We start from the raw sequence: 19,282 nt of genomic DNA, 5'->3' as shown, positions 1-19,282 counted from the left end.
GATGCCACCGACCATAGTCGTCATAGCTCATCGGAGCGACGTTTCCACTGGCACCTTTCGAACGCGACTGTAGATTCGCCTCGCCGATGAGTATCTGGTCGACCTGTCCAGTGTCCTTGTCCAGATAGTGTATCTTATACGAGTAGGGGTTCTGAATGTTCTTCTCGACGGTCGTCGGGCCGAGTGCAGGAGCAAAAATCGCCATCACGACGAACATGAAGACGATGACGAATCCGAACAACCCCCACGTGTGATGTCGGAGCCGGTTGATCATGTCGTCACGGGGCGTCCAATCCGCGAACCGGTAGTGTTCACGGAATATCAGATACCCACGCCAAAACCAGTACAGGAAGATCAACGCGTATGCGTACACAAGCACGACGCGAAGCGTCCAGACAATTGCTGGGGAGAGACCGAGGAATGTCCCTTTCCAACCTCCCTTTGGTGACTGCCAACCGGTGTTGTCGAACACCTGTCTATTGAGGAGCGTCGGCGATTTTGCCAACAGGTCGCCGACGGCAGCGAACGGACTGCCGATGGGTTTCAAGAACGGCAGTTTGTCCATCAACGAGGCCCACGGAAGCGACGTCAGCATATTGGCCAATGCACCGAACTCGATTCCTACGAGGAGCACGATTCCGATGAGCCATAACGTGGCTGGTCGCGGATTGTCTGCGATGCGTTCACGGAGGGGTCGTTCTTCTCTCATAGTAGAATTGGTACTCATATTATGAACCTCCATCGTATCCGACACGAGGGTCAATGATGGTGTACAGAAGGTCCTGTACGATGTTGATTATCACGACAAGCAGGATGAAGATGAACATCAGCGAACCAACGAGGGGTAGGTCACCTTGAATGACCGCTTGGAAGAAAAGGTAACCGATACCGCTGATATTGAACACAGTCTCGACGAGGACGGAACCACCAATGAGCAAGTACGCCTCACCCGTGATGATGGGGACGAGTGGGATGAGCGCGTTCCGGAAGATATGCTTCCAGACGAGCGACCGTGGCGGAACACCTTTCGCACGTGCAGTCTCGATGAAGTTGGAATTCACCGTCTCCAACACGGCCGTCCGTCCAATACGCATCTCGTTCCCCATCGACGCGGAACCGAGGACGATAGCCGCCGGTGCGATCTTCTTGATCGCCGCGAGCAGGTCGTTCGGGTTCAGTAAGTCCTGCGGATTTTGGAACGGGACGCCGATGACGGTCGTCGGCACGAGCCAGTTCTGCCAGTTGAATCCGAACAACACCTGTTCAGACCGGGAAAGAACGGCCATGAAGATAACCGCCAACCAGAAGTTCGGCATCGCACGCCAGACGATACCACCGAACGACGCTGCGTAATCGCTCCACGAGTTCGGGTTAAGCCCGGCGTAGAATCCGAGAGGGATGCCGACAAAGATGGCGATGAGGACTGACCAAAATCCCAACCAAAGCGTTCGTGGAGCGTATTCAAGGATGAGCGAGTAAGCGCTCGTATCCGGTTGAAGGACCCACGACTGACCCAGGTTCAGGGTGAATAGGCCGACCATATAGTCGATGTACTGTTCCCACAGCGGTCTGTTCAACCCGAGTTGGTCCTTGATTTGATTGTACGACTGCGGATCTCCTGTCGGGCCGAGAATCGCGCCGACGGGGTCTAACGGACCCATCCGGATGACGATGAACGTTATCGTTGCTCCGAACAGCAAGATCGGAAGGGATAGTAACAGGCGTCTAGCAAAGTAACGCCATCGGCTCATAGCGACCGGGCCACCCCCTGTTCGAACTTGTTCGTATCGTGCGGTAGGTTGCACCCAATGTTAACCGCTTTCATGGCTAATACAGATGCGTATTTGGTGTTCCACTCATTATGTCTTGCGATAACATCTCCAAGAATTTCTGGACGGAGATGCAACTATCGAGACGTTTTGAGAAAAATCAACGCCGAATTGCCAGAATTACTTCCGATCGCCGAGGCTAACTTTATTGTACATCTGACGACTGTAGCCTGCACCACCGAACTTCGGAGCGTCGACCCATTCATAGGCGAAGCGCTCGGAGAGGCCGTGGTACATGTTGAGGAAGGCCACGTCTTCCCAGTTTGCCTCTTCGATCTTGACGTAGGCTTTGTTACGAGCCTGCTGCTCTTTGTCCGTCGGGCCGGGGTTGTCCTGAACCGTCTTCCACGCGTCCGTTGCCTTTTTTGCGGCGGGTGTCCCGCTCCAGTTGGTGTAGGAGACCGGTGAGTCCTTCGAGGTGTCCGACAGCGGTGGGTACAGCAGTTGCAGGAAGTTGTCCGGCTTGGGCCAGTCCATGATCCAGCCGAGCGAGTACGCTTCGAGGTTCCCCTTGCGACCGCGCGAGAGGAGCGTAGAGAACGGCGTCTTCTGAATCTCCATGTCAATGAACGCCGACCGAAGCTGATCCTGCAGTTGCTTTCCGAGTTCGGGCCACGTATCCGAAGATTGGTACACCGTGAAGGTGAATTTAAAGCGGTTACTGTTGCTGTAACCCGCGTCCTTCATTACCTGCTTTGCCTTCTCGAGTTGGGACTCGTTGTAGCCGTACGGATACTTGCTCTTGGCGTGTTTCTTGTACTGTTTCGCGCCGTCTGGATAGATCATCGGCGGCGTAAAGTGATACGCCCCTTCACCGCGACTTTTGAATATTTCACTGACGATGGACTCCTGATTGGCGGCGTATGCGACGGCCTTTCGAACTTCCTTTGGAACCGCCTTCGTGTTAAAGCCGATGTAGTAGGTGTTGATGGTCGAGACACCGAGGTAGTCCATCGTGTCGCCACCCTGTGTGGGACCGTACTTACCGACAGTACGACCGAGGTCGTCCGAGTTGGTGTCGCTGATCTTCTTTGGGTCGTACTTGGGCGTCGGGATGAAGCTGCTCCCGTACCCCATGTCGGCGTTCTTGTTTACGATACCGTACGTGTATCGCGCGTTCGAGTCGGAGGAAATCTTCCAGTGAACGCCGCTAACTTTCGCCTTGTCGCCGTGATAGTCTTCGTTCTTGGAGACTTCAGCAGAGACGTTGCTTTTCCAGCTCTTGAACTCAAACGGACCGGCACCAATGGGCTTTTTGGTGGCGAACTCGCTCTGTTTCATCTCGCCGTCGTAGCCTTCGATGTCTCCGACAATACCTTCGGGGACGGCCGCGAAGGACGTGTATGCGAGCATCTCGAGCGTGGCGTGGAACGGCTTTTCCAACGTCATCTCGAGCGTGTGTTTGTCTTTCGCTTTAAGTGCCAGCGAGTTGGCCTTTGCGACGGTCAACTCGTGTTTCTCGCCCTCGCTGTCCTTGTATGTTTTCGTCGTCGTTTCGTGTTTGACGCCGATGGAATCGAGAATGAAATACTGGCGACGGGAGTTGGTCGATTCGGCGAGACGACGCCACGAATAGACGATGTCTTTCGCCGTCACTTCCTTTCCGTTGTGGAACTTCACCCCTTTCTTGAGCGTGAAGGTGTAGGTCTTCTTGTCCTTGGAAACCTCATGTTTCTCTGCCAGTTGCTTCTCGACGGCGATCTCCCCGTTCGGGTAGTTCATTAGCGCGTCGAACAGTTGCTGGATGACCGTGCCGGATGCCGTGTCGGTCGCCTTGACCGGGTCCAGCGTGGTCATCGTCGAGTTTATGAGTTGCAGCTTTTTGTCGCCGCTGCTACCGTTGCCGTCGCCATTGCCGTCACCGTTACCGTTGTCATCGTCACCGCCACCAGTACAGCCAGCAAGTGCGACAGCGGATGCCGCACCCCCAGTTGCCTGTAGGAACCGCCGACGGGTCAGGTTGTCAGTATCTGTCATCCACACTCGGCTTGTGTGTCATAGCGGATAAACTTACCGCTTGAGAATGGCATCGTTACGGTCTTAAACAGATGGTTTATTGCAGTCCGAGTCCGGTTTTTACATATATACCATAGATTTATTTTATAGTTTTTATAGTATAAATAATTTGGCGAGAAGTGATACGTTGGCAAAATCGACCAGGTAGCGTGATGCTATTTTCGTGAAATACACCATTGTCTCCAATTTTACCCGAATTTTCAGGAAAATCACAGCATCACGAGAGTGGGTATCATCGTTTCGGTGGCCTTATATCCCTTGGTACACATTCTCAAAGTATGACGCCGGATACGGCAGCAATGTCGGTGTCGCTTGCAAACGACTCCGAGGTCATGGCCTCGGTGGACGATGACGGAGAGACGGAACGACTCGTCATCGCGGATGTGTCACGCGACGACGCGTGGATTTGCATGCGAGTATCGGACACTGCCGCACTCCCGAACTGGCGATAGTCCCCCCATACCGCCGCGGTCCTCGAACAGCCCTCTCACCACGACTCCACGTTTTTCACTCCTCGGTGAGCCATCGCCAGAATAAGTTATAAAACTGACAAGAAAGGAGCACCGTACTCGGGAAAGCGATGCATACGTTCGTTGGAACGGAGAACTGACGGGGCGATACTAACCTTTTTTGTCCCCGGACGAAGTTCCATGCAGACATGGACTATCGGGAGGTCGCCGGGGAACAGGAGTTCGTTGCCCGACTCGGACACGGAGCGGATTGGCGCGAAGAGATCGAATCACTGGCCGACGACGAGGACGTGGACGCGGCGTGGTTCGTCGCGATGGGCGCGGTACAGGACGCCGACGTTTGGTTCTACGACCAAGACGAAACGGAATACCGCGAGGTCCGATTCGACGAACCGCTGGAAGTCGCCTCGTGCGTAGGCAACGTCTCCCTGCTCGACGGTGAGCCGTTCGCACACACGCACGCGGTTCTCTCCCGCCGGTCGGGGCAAGCGGTCGCCGGGCACCTCGACTCGGCGACGGTGTTTGCCGGGGAGCTGTATATGCGGACGTTCGAGGAACCGCTCGTCCGGGAACACGACGAGCCGACCGACCTCGACCTCTGGCTCTAACATGCGGGACGAAGACCGGCAGTATTTCGAGCGACTGGAGTCGCGGCTTGACGAGGCGTTCGACGTCGCGGAGGCGGCTAAAGAGCGCAGCGGCGACCCGCAACCGGAAGTCGAGATACCGGTCGCACAGGACATGGCCGACCGCGTGGAGAACATCCTCGGAATCGAGAACGTCGCGGAACGCGTCCGCGAACTCGAAGGCGAGATGTCACGCGAAGAGGCCGCCCTCGAACTGGCGAAGGACTTCGCGGACGGCAACGTCGGAGATTACGAGACGCGCGCCGGGAAAATCGAGGGCGCGGTTCGAACGGCAGTCGCGCTGTTGACCGAGGGTGTCGTCGCCGCACCTATCGAGGGAATCGACCGGGTAGAACTCCTCGAAAACGACGACGGAACGGAGTTCGTCAACGTCTACTACGCCGGTCCGATTCGCTCCGCGGGGGGAACCGCACAAGCGCTTTCGGTTCTCGTCGCGGACTACACGCGGGCGCTCATCGGACTGGGCGAGTACAAGGCGCGTGACGACGAGATAGAGCGGTACGCCGAGGAGATAAACCTCTACGATTCCGAGACCGGATTGCAGTACTCCCCGAAGGACAAAGAGTCGAAGTTCATCGCCAAGAACATGCCCGTCATGCTGGACGGGGAAGCGACGGGCGACGAGGAGGTTTCAGGGTTCCGCGACCTGGACCGCGTGGATACCAACAGCGCCCGGGGCGGAATGTGTCTCGTTCTGGCGGAAGGTATCGCGCTCAAAGCGCCGAAAATTCAGCGATACACTCGGAACCTGGACGAAATCGACTGGCCGTGGTTGCAGGACCTCATCGACGGCACCATCGGAAAGGACGACGGCAAATCGAAAGAAGACGACGCGGAAACGGACGACGAATCCGACGACGATGAGGCGGAAGAAGGAGCGGAAGGCGAGGCCGAGGGCGACCACGAATTGCACGGTCCGCCCCGCGTCGAGGAGGCGACGAAGTTCCTCCGCGACCTCATCGCCGGGCGTCCGGTTTTCACCCACCCGTCTAGACCCGGCGGGTTCCGCCTTCGCTACGGACGGGCGCGAAACCACGGCTTTGCGACCGCGGGCGTCCAACCCGCGACGATGCACCTCGTGGACGACTTCCTCGCGACCGGAACGCAAATCAAGACCGAGCGGCCCGGGAAAGCGGGCGGCGTCATCCCCGTCGATACCATCGAGGGGCCGACCGTCAGGTTGGCGAACGGGGACGTGCGCCGCATCGACGACACCGACGAGGCGCTCGAAATCAGGAACGGCGTCGAGGAGATTCTCGACCTCGGCGAATACCTCGTCAACTACGGCGAGTTCGTGGAGAACAACCACCCGCTCCCGCCCGCATCCTACGTGTTCGAGTGGTGGGTTCAGGACTTCGAACACGCCGGTGCGGACGTACAGGCCATGCGCGACGACCCCCACATCGACCTCGAAGACCCCTCGGCAGCGGAGGCGTTAGCGTGGGCAGCGGAGTACGACGCGCCGTTGCATCCGAAGTACACCTACCTCTGGCACGACATTTCGGTGACGGACTTCGAAGCGCTGGCCGAAGCCGTCGAGTCGGGAGAGGTCCGCGACGGGCGACTCGTCCTTTCGAACACCGAGACGGTTCGAACGGCGCTCGAACACCTTCTCGTCGAACACAGACAGGGCGAGGTCCTGGAGATACCGGACTGGGAACCCCTCGTTCGGTCGCTCGGGTTCGGTGCGGACCTCACGCGCGCGTGGGAATCACTATCAAAGGAGGCGCGCGAGTGGGGAGAGAACGAACCCGGAGACAACGCCGTGAAAGCGGTCAACGAAGTCGCATCGTTTTCCGTCCGGGAGCGCGCACCGACGCGAATCGGGAACCGGATGGGACGCCCGGAGAAGTCGGAAAAGCGCGAGATGAGCCCCGCGGTGCACACCCTCTTCCCGCTCGGCGAGGCTGGCGGCGACCAGCGCGACGTGTCGAAAGCCGCCTCCCACACCGAAGGCATGTCCGGGAAGCGCGGCCAAATCGAGGTCCAAATCGGCCGTCGAGAGTGCGAAGAGTGCGGGCACGAGACGTTCAAATGCCTGTGCCCGGAGTGCGGCGGCAACACCTATCCCGTGTACCGCTGTCCCGACTGTGAAACCCGCGTCGAACCGGACCAAGCGGGACGGGCGGAGTGCCCCCGCTGTGAGGTCCCCGCCACGAGCGTCGAGTGGCAGACGATAGAGATGAACGACGAGTTCCGGGGCGCGCTCGAATCGGTCGGCGAGCGCCCGAACGTCTTCGACACGCTCAAAGGCGTCAAGGGACTCACCTCGGCGCACAAGACGCCCGAACCCATCGAGAAGGGCGTTCTCCGCGCCAAACACGGCGTCAGCGCGTTCAAGGACGGGACGATTCGCTACGACATGACCGACCTTCCCGTCACCTCGGTCAGGGCGTCCGAACTGGACGTGGAACCGGGGCAACTCCGCGCGCTCGGCTACGAGGAGGACATCCACGGCGAACCGCTCCAGCACGACGACCAACTCGTTGAACTCCGGGTACAGGACATCGTGCTCTCGGACGGCGCGGCCACCCACCTGCTCAAAACCGCCGACTTCGTGGACCAGTTGCTGGAGGATTACTACAGCCTCGAACCGTTCTACGACATGGACGAGCGCGACGATTTGGTCGGGGAACTCGTCTTCGGGATGGCACCCCACACCTCCGCCGCCGTCGTCGGCCGCGTCATCGGCTTCACGAGCGCGGCGGTGGGGTACGCACATCCGTACTTCCACGCGGCGAAGCGGAGAAATTGCTTCCATCCGGAGACGAAGGTGTGGTATCGGGACCAGGACGACGAGTGGCGGTATGACGAAATTCAGCAGTTAGTCGAGAAGCGACTGGAAAACCCGAGAGAGGATGATTTGGGTGCACTCGTCCAAGAACTCGATTGCGAGGTTCTGGTGCCGTCGATAGACGAGGATGGGAACGTCGTTCGAAAACCCATCGAAGCGGTTTCAAAACATCCGGCTCCGAATCACTTGGTCGAGATCGAAACACGGAGCGGGCGGGAAATTACGGTGACGCCGGACCATTCGATGCTTCGGTGGAGCGGAAACGGCCCCGAAGAAATCGAAGCGCGAGAACTGAAAGCCGGCGCTTCGGTTCCCGGTTTCCTCGGAGAAGCAGGTTCCAGATTCTCGGAGGGAGACACGAGTTCAGGAGCAGTTGCGGACGGTGGTTCCTTCGAGCGCGACGAAGTAACGCGAGTCGAAATCGTTCAGTCCGAGATTTCGAACACGTACTGTGTCACCGTTCGAGACACGCACAACCTCGTCGCAAACGGAATAGCGACGAAGCAGTGCGACGGCGACGAAGATTGCGTGATGCTCCTCATGGACGGCCTGCTCAACTTCTCGAAGGAGTTCTTGCCGGACAAGCGCGGCGGGCAGATGGACGCGCCGCTGGTGATGTCCTCGCGCATCGACCCCTCGGAAATCGACGACGAGGCGCACAACATGGACATCGTGGACCGGTATCCCCGCGAGTTCTACGAGGCGACGCTGGAGATGGTGGACCCGGAGGACGTGGACATCACCATCGCGGAGGAGTATCTGGGCACCGACCGCGAGTACACCGGGTTCCGGCACACCCACGACACCTCGAACATCGCGCTCGGGCCGGACCTCTCGGCGTACAAGACCCTCGGGTCGATGATGGACAAGATGAACGCCCAGTTGGAACTGGCCCGGAAGACCCGCGCGGTGGACCAGACCGACGTGGCCGAGCGCGTCATCGAGGGGCACTTCCTGCCCGACCTCATCGGGAACCTGCGCGCGTTCTCGCGCCAGGAAACCCGCTGTCTGGACTGCGGCGTGAAGTACCGCCGGATGCCGCTCTCGGGCGATTGTCGGGAGTGTGGCGGCCGGGTGAACCTGACGGTTCATCAAGGCTCGGTGAACAAGTACATGGACACCGCGATTCAGGTCGCCGACGAGTACGACTGCCGCGAGTACACGAAACAGCGGCTTCAGATTCTGGAGCGGTCGTTGGAGAGCGTGTTTGAAAATGATAAGAACAAGCAGTCCGGAATCGCGGACTTCATGTAGAATTCGATATTCAGAAGCGATTATTGTCCGTTTGTAATTTTAGTCCCGAGAGGATGACTTTGAAAACACCTGCGCTCCGAAGTGGGGACGGTTTTACTGTGACTACAACCGCCGAGCGGCGACGAAACCGAACCGCACTGCCGCCGCACCGCGCCACACGCCTCCCCAACCGATTCCTCCGGTCGCTGACGCTCCCCTTCGTCATCCCTCGCGCGCTTCACTGGGGCGACGCAGCCGACGGCTGGCCGCGTCGCCCCGCCAGCGCGCGCCACCCGGAAATTTGGGACGCGGAAACAAATTTCTAGCTCGCTCGCGCCTGTCCTGACCTCGAATAGCGAGATTCGGCGATGGCGAACACGAGCGTGCTCGTCAGGCCGAGCAGGGTTCCGGCCGTGAGCATTCCGGCGAGGAATTCGAGCGACGCGCGGCTCAGGAAGTAGGCGCTGACGGCGTAGAGGACGCCGCCGATGGCGAGGACGTAGAACGGCGCGTTCAGGTAGCGCCACCGGAACTCGTCGGCGAGGTACTCGTCGGTGATTTGACCGAGGCTGGAGGTGATGCCCGCCGCGGAAAACCACACGACGGCACCGTAGATGAGTGCCGCGAGGACGCGAAGCGCGCCGAGACTCCGGCCGTCGTTCTGCTGGCGGATGGCTTCGAGGGTATCGACGCCGCTGACGCCGCCGATGACGAGCAGGGCGGCGGCGACGACGTAGGTGATGAGCGTCACACGACCGGAGTAGAGGCTCCGACGGGTCTTCTCGGCGAGGCGGTCCACGACACGTTCGAGGCCGAGGCCGCGAAAGAGGACGTACAAGCCGAGGAGGCCGGAGAGGCCACCGAAGACGGCACCGCCGGGCATGCCGAGCCGGTCGGCGGCGAGCGCGAGCGGATAGATGAGTATCAGGATGCCGAGCGGGACAAGAATCGTGCCGCGGGTTTCGGGGTCGTCGAGCACCTGCTTGATGGTGTAGTACATCGACTCCAAGTCCTGTGCCTGCCGGACGACAACCCGGCGGACGCCATCGACGGGGATGCGCGAGCGGATGACGGGGATAACGCTCTCGTCCTGTGCGCCGTCGGTGACGATGACGGTCGTTATCTCCTCGCTGGTGCTGAGGCTGGCGAGCACCGTGTCCACCTCCTCGCCGACCTCCCGGTTGGCGCCGATGTCGCTTCCGTCGTTTCCGGTGACGATGGCGACTTCGACGCTCTCGTCGGACCGGATTCGGTCGTAGAGGTGTACTCCCTCGAACATGACGTTGACGTCGCTGTCCTCCGGGTCCGCGGTGGCGAGCGCGACGGCGGCGGCCTCGACGTTATCCCGACCGACGACCGGCGTGTCGAAGTGGGTCTTCCGGCCGAGGTCGTCGTCGAGGTCCACGCACAACACCAGCAGCATTGGCGGTGCGTACGCGGCGGACGGTTAACTGTTTTCGGGAGTGGGGGTCCGAGATGCAGAGTGGTCCAGTGGAACAGACGGAGAACGCACGATTTAAAATTGATATTGGTATTAAAGTAATAAAATGGGATTGGTAGAGGAATAAACGGTCTAAACGGTGCGTTTGCCGTCGTTCGCCCGACATTAGCCCGCGTATAATAATGGCCTCCTACGGGAGTTTTCGACCGATGACTCGAACGCCGACACGCCGCCGCCTCCTCCACGCGGTTGGGGTCGCAGCGACGGCAACGCTCGCAGGTTGTTCGTCCACCGGTGACGACGAACCGACAGGGACTGAAACGACGAACGGAACCGGGACGACGACGGGGGTGGAACGACGACCGGAACGACAACCGCCGATGGAACGACCGACGCGGGGGAGACGACGGCAGAAACGACAACTGGAGACGAGACGACGACCAACGAAACCACGACCGGAACCGCACCGCCAGCGGACGGTGGCGACGTTCAGTTCGTGACCGAAGGCGGGGCGACGGTTCGTGGGACGCTGTTCGGCGACGGCGAGTGCGGCGTCGTCTTCGCACACGGAAAGGGATTCGACAGGAAGAGTTGGCTTCCCCAAGCGAAGCGACTCGCCGAGGACGGTCACACTTGCCTCCCCATCGACCTGAATCTGGACGGGGACGCAGCACCGGAGTACGTTCTCGCGGCGGTGCGCTACCTTCGACGTCGGGTCGGCGTGGGAAGCGTCATCCTCGTCGGTGCTGGTGCGGGCGCGAACGCCGTCGTTCGCGCGAACGCACGGGCGAAGTCGGGGACGGTGGACGGAACGCTCGTCGTCTCACCGGAAGCGGGCGTGGATTCCGCCGCCGAGATGCAGGGCTGGAAGCTGTTCGTCGTTAGCCGCGGCGACGAGAAGTCCGTGCAAACGACGAAGCGGATGCGCGACGCCGCTTCGAACCCCAAGCGATTGGAAACCGTCGATGGAAGCGCGCACGGCCAACGCGTGTTCGAATCGAGCTCCGACTCGATGTGGTCGATAATGAACGGCCTGCTACGGACGGTCTGCGGGTGAGGAAAGCGAGATTCGCACGCTTTTTGAGGCTCGACGGGTAAAACGGTACAACGAATGATTTCCAAGGGCTGTGAACAGTGTGCTGAAGGAGGGAAGATGGTTCTCTTCGTCTACGGATACTGCGACCAGCGCGACTGTTTTTACTGCCCCCTCGGTGAGAACCGGAAGAACGTCACCGACGTGTACGCCAACGAGCGCCTCGTCGAGGACGACGAGGACGTGATTACGGAGGCAAAGCGCATGAACGCGCTGGGCACGTCCATCACTGGTGGCGAACCGCAGGAGGCGATGAACAAGACCTGTCGGTACCTCTCGCTTCTCAAAGACGAGTTCGGTGAGGACCACCACACGCACCTCTACACCGGTATCACGGGCGGGCGGGAGAACATGCGCCGACTGTCGGAGGCCGGGTTGGACGAAATCCGCTTCCACCCGCCGTACGAACAGTGGGGAGAACTTCACGGGACCGAGTGGGAGGACATCCTCTACATCGCCCGCGAGGAAGGACTCACCCCCGCGTTCGAGATTCCGGGTATCCGCGCCGAAGAGGAGTTCCTCGACTTCCTCGACGAGGGCGCGGCGGAGTTCTGTAACATCAACGAGTTCGAGATGTCCCAGGGCAACTACCGTCGGATGCAGGCCGAGGGATTCGAACTCCAAGAGGGTCACATGTCCGCCGTCGATGGCTCGAAGGAGGACATCCTCGACGTGATGGGTGACCACCCGCGAACGTACTTCTGTACCTCGGTATTCAAGGACGCCGCCCAGCACCGCAACCGCCTGAAGCGGATGGCCCGACAGATTCGCCGCGAGTTCGACGACGTGACGGACGACGGTACCCTGATTTACGGGAAGACGTGGGCCGACGAGAAGCGGTTCGCCGAACTCGGCGTCCCCGAGGAGTTCTACACCGTCAAATCGAACCACATCGAAGTCGCGTGGTGGCTGCTGGAGGAGATGATAGAGGAGGGCGACGTGGAGAAGGGCGAAATCGTCGAGCAGTATCCGACCTACGACGGGCAGGTAGTCGAACGGACGCCGTTGGCCTGAGTTTTCCGCGAGCGATTTTTTGTAGCTATTTTCGAGATACGCGACGAACACGAAGAACACGAGAGCAACGGCGGGTAACGCAACCACCGAAATCGGCGAATGACACAACCGCAGAGACCAGTGTTCTCTCCGGAAAATCTTCGGTTTTCCGGGCCGACGAATTCCCCGACGGAGCGCCGAAGACGAGCGAACGCGAGTCTTCGGACGCGACGAGAGGGGGTGAGGAGGGTCTTCGTGAGCAGCGCGAACGAAGGCTCGGAAGTCGCAGCCCGCGAACGAAGTGAGCCGGAACGTCTTCCGGTGCTTTTGATCAACCTTTTCTCAGGGAGGTAGACCGAATCCGGCGCGGTTTGCACCGGATTCGGTTCCCAACCGCAAGAAAAGGTTGCGGAAGTGTTTAGGCACGCGCCGCTATAGCCTGTAGCATGCCGGACTGTCCACTCGCCGATGACTGCCCCAGTTTCGAAGAACGAATCAACGGGATGGGATGTCATCACTACGGCGACCGCGGCGGCGCGGAATGGTGCAATCACTACAACCAACCGATCCGCGAGTTGAAGACCGCCCCGGTCCAGCCGGGCGAGGAAGTCGTCGTGGATATCGACGACATTCACGAAAGCGGCTCCGGCGTCGGTCGAACCGAAGACGGGTTCATCGTTCTCGTCGACGGAGTTCTTCCCGACGCCCGCGCCAAGGTGAAGATCACGAACGTAAAGGGAAATCACGCGCTCGCGGACCCCATCGAACGGCTGCCAATGGAGCCGGAGGAAACGGACAAAGGCGGCGAGGAAGCCGCGGACGGCGATGCCGAGACGAAAGACGACAGGAAAGCGGAACGGCGACAACACCTTGGAAGTCGAGACAACTTCTGGGGCGGATAAGCCGAACGAGTGGACAGTCATTTGCGGGTAGGGGGCGTAAGCCGATATATGTCGGAGGTACGAAATGAGTGAGCAACTGGACGTGAATGAGATTCTCCGACGAGCGGGGTTCGACGCGGAGACGAGTGTTCTGACCCGACGACAAGCGGAAGTGCTCGCGCTCCGCGAGCGCGACACCGCACAGGCAGCCATCGCGGACCGGCTGGGTACCTCGCGGGCGAACGTGTCGAGCATCGAAGCCAGCGCTCGGGAGAACATCAGCAAGGCGCGCGAAACGGTGGCGTTCGCGGAGGCGCTCCGCGCGCCGGTTCGAATCGAAGTCGAATCCGACAGCGACCTCTACGACGTTCCGTCGCGGGTGTACGAAGCGTGCGACGAGGCGGGGGTGAAGGTGAACCACGCGGCTCCCGAACTCATGAAGCGAATCAGCGACGAGGCGGGCGAGGCGGTGAAGGGGCGGACGATTCGAACGGCCCTGCTCATCGGCGTGACGCACGACGGCGAGGTAACGGTCAGACGGCCGGGTCCCGAGGAGTTTTAGCGGTTCCCACGGATGCGAACGTATGGACCTCGGACTGGAGGGTAATACGGCACTGGTAACGGCGAGTTCGAGCGGCCTCGGCTTGGCGAGCGCAAAGGCGTTGGCGCGGGAAGGAGCCAACGTCGTCATCTGCGCGCGGAGCGAGGACGGACTGGCGAGCGCGGAGGAAGAAATCGCCGACCTCGGCGGCGGCGACGTGCTCGCGGTGCCGACGGACATCACCGACCCGGACGAAATCGAGGCGCTGGTCGAGGCGACCGTCGAGGAGTTCGGCGGACTCGACCACCTCGTCACCTCGGCGGGTGGACCGCCGAGCGGGCCGTTTCTCGACACCTTAGAGCGCGATTGGTACGCCGCCTACGACCTGCTGGTGATGAGCGTGGTGTGGCTGACGAAACGGGCCCATCCGCACCTCGTGGAAAGCGACGCGGGAACGGTCGTGAACATCACCTCGACGAGCGTTCGGGAGGCCATCGACGGACTCGTTCTCTCGAACGCGGTTCGGCGGGGCGTCATCGGGTTGATGCAGACGCAAGCCCGGGAGTTCGCGCCCGACGTCCGCGTCAATGCCGTGCTTCCGGGCGCGCACGAAACGCCGCGGATCCAGGACCTCGTGGAGGCCGCCCTCGAACGCGGCGAGTACGACAGCTACGAGGAAGGGTTGGCGGACTGGGCGAGCGACATCCCGATGGGTCGCGTGGGCGACCCGATGGAACTCGGAGACACCGTGGCGTTCCTCTCCAGCGAGCGGGCGAGTTTCGTGAACGGCGTCGCGCTTCCCATCGACGGCGGACGACTCCGAAGCTAATGACGGCGCAACAGAACACGGTGCTCTCGTGGAGCGGCGGCAAGGACGCCGCCTACGCCCTGTTGGAACTGCCGCACGTCACCGAACTGCTCACGACGGTTTCGGAGAACGGCAGGAGCAGCATGCACGGCGTGCGCCGGGAGTTGTACGACGCGCAAGCCGAGGCGCTCGGGATTCCGATTCGATACGTCGAACTCCCGATGGAATGTTCGAACGAGGAGTACGCCGCACGGATGGCGAGTGTGATAGACGAGTACGAAGCGCGCGGAATCGAGCGCATCGCCTTCGCGGACCTCTATCTCGAAGATATCCGTGCGTATCGAAAAGAGCGACTGGCGGAAACGGCCATCGAGAGCTGTTGGCCGGTTTGGAATCCCGATACCGACGAGCAGATTCGGTCGTTCCTCGACGCCGGGTTCCGTGCGACGGTCGTTACGGTCGATGGCGGCACGCTCGACGCATCGTTTGCGGGACGGGAGTTGGACGAGGCGTTCCTCGCCGACCTTCCCGAAGAAGTTGACCCCTGCGGCGAAAACGGCGAATTTCACACGTTCGTTTGGGACGGGCCGACGTTCGACTCGCCGCTCTCGGTCGACGTCGGCGAGACGGTTACCCGAGCGGTGGGCGACGGCGAGTTCCACTACTGCGATTTGTACTAAGACTCGATTTCCTGCGCGATTTCCTTCGCTTCGTCACGGGCTTTCTCGGTGCCCGCTTGCTTTTTGATGAGGACGCTCTGGACTTCCCACTCGTCACTGCCGATTCGTTTGCCGGTTCGAACCTCTGCCCCGTTCGAAATGTCCCGTGCGATGTCGGCGGCCCAATCGGGGGTTCGAATCGTGTCGAAGACGTCCGGGTCGCGGAATCGAACGTGGATGTACTCATCCGTCGTTTCGACGGACTTGACGCGTAGCGTGTCGGCCATAGCGTGCCGGATTCGGGACGCGAATGCAGAAATCTGACGGCCGATCAAAAACGGTCGTCGTCGCGCAGTTTCGTGACGACTTCGCGCACGCGCTGGGCCTCCGATTTCGGCACGACTAACACGCGGTCGTCGTAGGCCGCGACCACGAGGTCGTCAACGCCGACGAGGCTCACGTGTTTGTCTCCGGCCACGATATTCCCCGTGGCGTCGATGGTCAACGCGTCGCCGAGGACGACGTTCGTCGACGAATCGAACCGGTCGAACGCGTCCCACGAACCGAGGTCGTCCCACTCGAACGCGGCGGGAACGACGAAGGCGTCGTCGGTGCGCTCCATCACGGCGTAATCCACGCTCGTGGGGGATACGGCGTCGAATCCGGCGGCGGGGTCGCCGTCTTCGAGCGCGGAGACGAGGGGTTCGAGGGGGGAGTCGCGGGCGGCCCGGAGGAACGCGTCCGGCGTCCACGCGAACAGACCGGCATTCCAGTAGAAACCCTCATCGACGAAGCGTTCGGCGGTCGATTTGTCGGGTTTCTCTCTGAACTGAGAGACGTCAAAATAGCTTCCGTAATCGTGTCCCGGTTCGATATACCCGTATCCTGTCGCCGGTCGAGTGGGTTCGATTCCAACGGTTACAACCCCCTCTGTTTCGACTGCAGTTGACGCGGCACGGCGAGCGGTCGTCTCGAAGTTGCCCGTAATGTAGTGGTCGCTCGGCAAGCAGAGGAGCACGCAGTCGCCGACTTGCTCGCGGATTCGGTGCGTGGCGTAGACGAGCGCCGGACCGGTATCCTTCGGTTCGGGCTCGACGAGCACGCCTGCTTCGGGTGCGTGTTTGCGAACGAGGTCGGCGTGCGTCTCCGCGGTGCAGACGAAGATTTCGTCGGCGAAACCGGCGCGGTTCACGGTTTGGGAGAGCAACGAATCGTCTCCGAGGAGGGACAAGAACTGTTTCGGTCGGTCGCTTCGACTCGCGGGATAGAGTCGGGTACCGGTACCCCCAGCCATAATCAGTGCGACGAGCGAGCGGTCCATATCCTGCGCAGGACCCTCCGGCGTTTAAATTACTCTCATCGGAACGTCGGGGTCGAGTTCTCGTTCGTAAAAAAAGCGTGTTTAGGCCGCGCCGCGGGGTTCCGTTTCCGGGGTCGTCCCCTCGCGGGCTTCGGTTCGGGTGCCCTGCGCCATGAACATCATCGACACGCCGCTGACGAGGAGGTTCACGCCGAAGAGGAGGCCGACCGCCCAGACGGCGGTTGCGGGCCATCCGGCCCAGATCAGCCCCGCAATCAGCAGCGCGAGAACACCGCTCACGACGAGTGCGCCCCAGCCCCGGTTGCCGCGGGCCTGGAACCCCATGACGATTTCGAGGACGCCATCGACGACCAGGAACGCGACCAGCAGGATGGTCAGCGTCGTCAGTCCGATGACCGGGTTCGCCAGAAGCGAAATTCCGGCGATGGCGTAGATGACCGCGAGCAGTCCCTGAACGAAGAACCGCTTCCAGCCACCCGAGAAGGCGCGTGCGATGTGAACCAGCGCCCCGACGACCAGCAACGCTCCGAGTAGAATCGATAGCGAAACACCGGCCGCGAACGGCGCTAAGATGGCGAGTACGCCGATTACGGCGATAATAGCCCCGGCCCCCATCGAAGCACGCCACGATTGTTCGGTGGTCTCCGATACCATTCCCGCACCGCTTTGTACTTCAGTGCTCATTTGAACTTCACCGGTTACATATTCGATAGGTAACCATATAAATTGTGTTGGCTATTTGAAGGAAATTCCAAGAGTCAGACCTATTTCGCGTGGTTGAAAGAGTTAGAAGCGTCTTACCCACTGAATCCGAATCCGAATAATATGGCAGAATTTTTAATTATCTGATAAGCATCACATCTTTTCGGGTCCCGATTTTGACTTTTCCCCTGCTATCTGACCGTTTCAACGTAGCCTTTGATTCCGAAATCGAACCGTCCGTTCAACGGCCGTCGCATCATCGGTCGTCTCACCACGTCTCGATGGTCCCTTCGCGGATGTCTTCGACACATCCCTCGCACGCGGGATGGTCCGGGTCGAAACACTTCGGCCGTCCCTCCTGGTCTATCGGCGCTGCCCGACGGTCGACGTGTCTTCGGCAGACGATTTTGGCCCGGCCGTGTTCGTCCCGCGGCAAATCGGCGAGGACGGTATCGTGAGCGTTCCGGTACGCATCCTTCGCCTCCTCTATCTGGCGGTTCGCCGATTGACGGGTTTCGGCGTACTTCTTTCCCACCTTCCGGAGTTTGACGCGGAGGAAACGGTCGAGGCGGTCGTCCATACCTCCCTCTTGGTGGTGGGGGAATGAAAGGTTAACCCGATTCGGTGGAGCAAAACAACCGCCGAGAGGAAGACGATGAGTTCGTGACGGTTGAAATCCCACCAATAGCGCGTCTAGCGGCCCGAACGAGCCGTTTTCACTTCCACTCTGCTCCCACGTAACCTTTTATACTATTGCGAACCAACCACGGCATGTCTCCCATAGAAAACGAAGTGGAGACGGAGCAACCATGACCGATGTGCGACAGCACGCAGAGGAAATACACGAACAGTTCTCCGACCATCTCTTTGGAGGGATTCATCGAGGCCCAGTGGAAGCGCGCGCGGCAGTTCCGCCTCTACACCCACGAGGACGGCTACGTCGTCCTCGAAGCCGCGAGCGACGACCTGATGGGGAACGTCGCCCGGCAGAAGTTGAGCGAGGACCACCTCCGCGCGCCCATCGGCGACGACGAAAGCTGGGTCGCGGAGGATAAGGTGGCCGAAGTCAAGCGAATCCTCTACGAGGCGGGCTACCCCGTGCAGGACGAACGCGACTTGGAAACCGGGGACGACCTCGATATCACCTGCGCCCTCGATTTGCGCGACTACCAGCGCGAGTGGGTCGAGGAGTTCGTCGACCTCAAATCCGGCGTCCTCGTCGGCCCGCCGGGGAGCGGGAAGACGGTGGCCGCGATGGGCGTCCTCGAAGCCGTCTCCGGCGAGAGCCTGATTCTGGTTCCGGGACGGGAACTCGCCGGGCAGTGGCGCGACGAACTGCTGGCCAGCACCAGCCTCACGCCGGAGCAGGTCGGCGAGTACCACGGCGGCGAGAAGAACGTCCGCCCGGTGACGATTGCGACCTACCAAACCGCCGGAATGGACCGCCACCGCCAGCTGTTCGACCAGCGACGGTGGGGGCTCATCGTGTACGACGAATGTCAACACATCCCGTCGCGGGTGTTCCGCCGGAGCGCGGACCTCCAGTCGAAGCACCGACTGGGATTGTCAGCGACGCCCGTCCGGGAAGATGACAAGGAAAAAGACATCTTCACGCTCATCGGCCCGCCCATCGGCACCGACTGGGACGCGCTGTTCGAGGCCGGATTCGTCGCGGAACCCGAGGTCGAAATCCGGTACGTCGGCTGGGACGAGGAGACCTATCACGGCGAGTACGCTAACGCCGACGGGCGCGGGAAGCGGCGAATCGCCGCGACGAACCCCGCGAAACTGGACGAGATTCGGTTCCTGCTCGCCGAACACCCCACCTCGAAGGCGCTGGTGTTCGTGGAGTAC

19 protein-coding genes and 1 pseudogene are annotated in these 19,282 nt (G+C 60.7%); 12 read left to right on the top strand and 8 right to left on the bottom strand.

Annotated features, from left to right (window positions below; genetic code table 11):
• From BG842_RS10255 to BG842_RS10245, 3 genes and pseudogenes are all read right to left on the bottom strand, one after another.
• Positions 1–727, bottom strand: a pseudogene (locus BG842_RS10255) (ABC transporter permease); the annotation flags it as partial.
• 1 nt (position 728) lies between these two features.
• A complete protein-coding gene (locus BG842_RS10250) occupies positions 729–1,751 on the bottom strand; it encodes an ABC transporter permease (protein ID WP_069450661.1) in 1,023 nt (340 codons plus the stop codon).
• A 198-nt stretch (positions 1,752–1,949) separates the two neighbouring features.
• Positions 1,950–3,806, bottom strand: coding sequence for an ABC transporter substrate-binding protein (locus BG842_RS10245; RefSeq protein WP_175424120.1), 1,857 nt, complete (start codon positions 3,804–3,806; stop codon positions 1,950–1,952).
• Positions 3,807–4,123: 317 nt separating this feature from the next.
• On the opposite strand from BG842_RS10245, the gene BG842_RS29750 reads away from it, so the two are divergent.
• From BG842_RS29750 to BG842_RS10230, 4 genes are all read left to right on the top strand, one after another.
• Positions 4,124–4,297 carry a hypothetical protein gene (locus BG842_RS29750; protein ID WP_175424119.1) on the top strand — a complete coding sequence of 58 codons (174 nt, stop codon included), beginning with the start codon at positions 4,124–4,126 and terminating at the stop codon, positions 4,295–4,297.
• Between the two features lie 206 nt (positions 4,298–4,503).
• Positions 4,504–4,923 carry a PPC domain-containing DNA-binding protein gene (locus BG842_RS10240; RefSeq protein WP_007976160.1) on the top strand — a complete coding sequence of 140 codons (420 nt, stop codon included), beginning with the start codon at positions 4,504–4,506 and terminating at the stop codon, positions 4,921–4,923.
• Between the two features lies 1 nt (position 4,924).
• Positions 4,925–9,010 (top strand): DNA-directed DNA polymerase II large subunit, encoded by a 4,086-nt coding sequence (locus tag BG842_RS10235; RefSeq protein WP_069450659.1) that lies wholly within the window; start codon positions 4,925–4,927, stop codon positions 9,008–9,010.
• A 98-nt stretch (positions 9,011–9,108) separates the two neighbouring features.
• A complete protein-coding gene (locus BG842_RS10230) occupies positions 9,109–9,315 on the top strand; it encodes a hypothetical protein (protein ID WP_069450658.1) in 207 nt (68 codons plus the stop codon).
• Here BG842_RS10230 and BG842_RS10225 read toward each other — a convergent pair.
• Positions 9,312–10,412 carry a DUF373 family protein gene (locus BG842_RS10225; protein ID WP_069450657.1) on the bottom strand — a complete coding sequence of 367 codons (1,101 nt, stop codon included), beginning with the start codon at positions 10,410–10,412 and terminating at the stop codon, positions 9,312–9,314. The two genes, BG842_RS10230 and BG842_RS10225, sit on opposite strands and share 4 nt — an antisense overlap.
• A 227-nt stretch (positions 10,413–10,639) precedes the next feature.
• Between BG842_RS10225 and BG842_RS31420 the strand changes: the two genes are divergently transcribed.
• From BG842_RS31420 to BG842_RS10195, 7 genes are all read left to right on the top strand, one after another.
• Positions 10,640–10,930 (top strand): hypothetical protein, encoded by a 291-nt coding sequence (locus BG842_RS31420; protein WP_254663046.1) that lies wholly within the window; start codon positions 10,640–10,642, stop codon positions 10,928–10,930.
• The gene (locus BG842_RS10220; RefSeq protein ID WP_254663045.1) at positions 10,927–11,487 is read left to right on the top strand and encodes an alpha/beta fold hydrolase; all 561 of its coding nucleotides are present in this window, start codon (positions 10,927–10,929) and stop codon (positions 11,485–11,487) included. Before BG842_RS31420 ends, BG842_RS10220 begins: the two co-directional genes overlap by 4 nt.
• Before the next feature lie 54 nt (positions 11,488–11,541).
• On the top strand, positions 11,542–12,537 hold the full coding sequence (locus BG842_RS10215) for a radical SAM protein (RefSeq protein WP_007976153.1): 996 nt from the start codon (positions 11,542–11,544) through the stop codon (positions 12,535–12,537).
• Positions 12,538–12,962: 425 nt separating this feature from the next.
• Positions 12,963–13,418: a TRAM domain-containing protein gene (locus BG842_RS10210; protein WP_069450656.1), complete on the top strand. Its 456-nt coding sequence runs from the start codon at positions 12,963–12,965 to the stop codon at positions 13,416–13,418.
• Between the two features lie 64 nt (positions 13,419–13,482).
• Positions 13,483–13,959, top strand: a complete 477-nt coding sequence (locus tag BG842_RS10205) for a Tfx family DNA-binding protein (RefSeq protein ID WP_069450655.1) — start codon at positions 13,483–13,485, stop codon at positions 13,957–13,959.
• Positions 13,960–13,981: 22 nt separating this feature from the next.
• Positions 13,982–14,767, top strand: a complete 786-nt coding sequence (locus tag BG842_RS10200) for an SDR family oxidoreductase (protein ID WP_007976148.1) — start codon at positions 13,982–13,984, stop codon at positions 14,765–14,767.
• Positions 14,767–15,426: an ATP-binding protein gene (locus tag BG842_RS10195; protein WP_069450654.1), complete on the top strand. Its 660-nt coding sequence runs from the start codon at positions 14,767–14,769 to the stop codon at positions 15,424–15,426. The genes BG842_RS10200 and BG842_RS10195 overlap by 1 nt, the downstream gene beginning before the upstream one ends.
• Here BG842_RS10195 and BG842_RS10190 read toward each other — a convergent pair.
• From BG842_RS10190 to BG842_RS10175, 4 genes are all read right to left on the bottom strand, one after another.
• On the bottom strand, positions 15,423–15,692 hold the full coding sequence (locus tag BG842_RS10190; RefSeq protein ID WP_069450653.1) for a hypothetical protein: 270 nt from the start codon (positions 15,690–15,692) through the stop codon (positions 15,423–15,425). The genes BG842_RS10195 and BG842_RS10190 overlap by 4 nt on opposite strands.
• Positions 15,693–15,736: 44 nt before the next feature.
• Positions 15,737–16,726: a mannose-1-phosphate guanylyltransferase gene (locus tag BG842_RS10185; protein WP_069450652.1), complete on the bottom strand. Its 990-nt coding sequence runs from the start codon at positions 16,724–16,726 to the stop codon at positions 15,737–15,739.
• 81 nt (positions 16,727–16,807) lie between these two features.
• Positions 16,808–17,341 carry a DUF308 domain-containing protein gene (locus BG842_RS10180; protein WP_083252486.1) on the bottom strand — a complete coding sequence of 178 codons (534 nt, stop codon included), beginning with the start codon at positions 17,339–17,341 and terminating at the stop codon, positions 16,808–16,810.
• A gap of 355 nt (positions 17,342–17,696) precedes the next feature.
• Positions 17,697–18,008 carry a hypothetical protein gene (locus BG842_RS10175; RefSeq protein ID WP_007976136.1) on the bottom strand — a complete coding sequence of 104 codons (312 nt, stop codon included), beginning with the start codon at positions 18,006–18,008 and terminating at the stop codon, positions 17,697–17,699.
• 236 nt (positions 18,009–18,244) lie between these two features.
• Between BG842_RS10175 and BG842_RS10170 the strand changes: the two genes are divergently transcribed.
• The coding region (locus tag BG842_RS10170) for a DEAD/DEAH box helicase (protein WP_254663044.1) at positions 18,245–19,282 on the top strand (1,038 nt) is incomplete at its 3' end.

It is taken from the genome of Haladaptatus sp. W1, assembly GCF_001723155.1.
GTDB classification, from domain to species: Archaea; Halobacteriota; Halobacteria; order Halobacteriales; family Haladaptataceae; genus Haladaptatus; species Haladaptatus paucihalophilus.
Note: the sequence above shows the minus strand (reverse complement) of the source record. Positions and strands in the feature narration are given on the sequence as shown.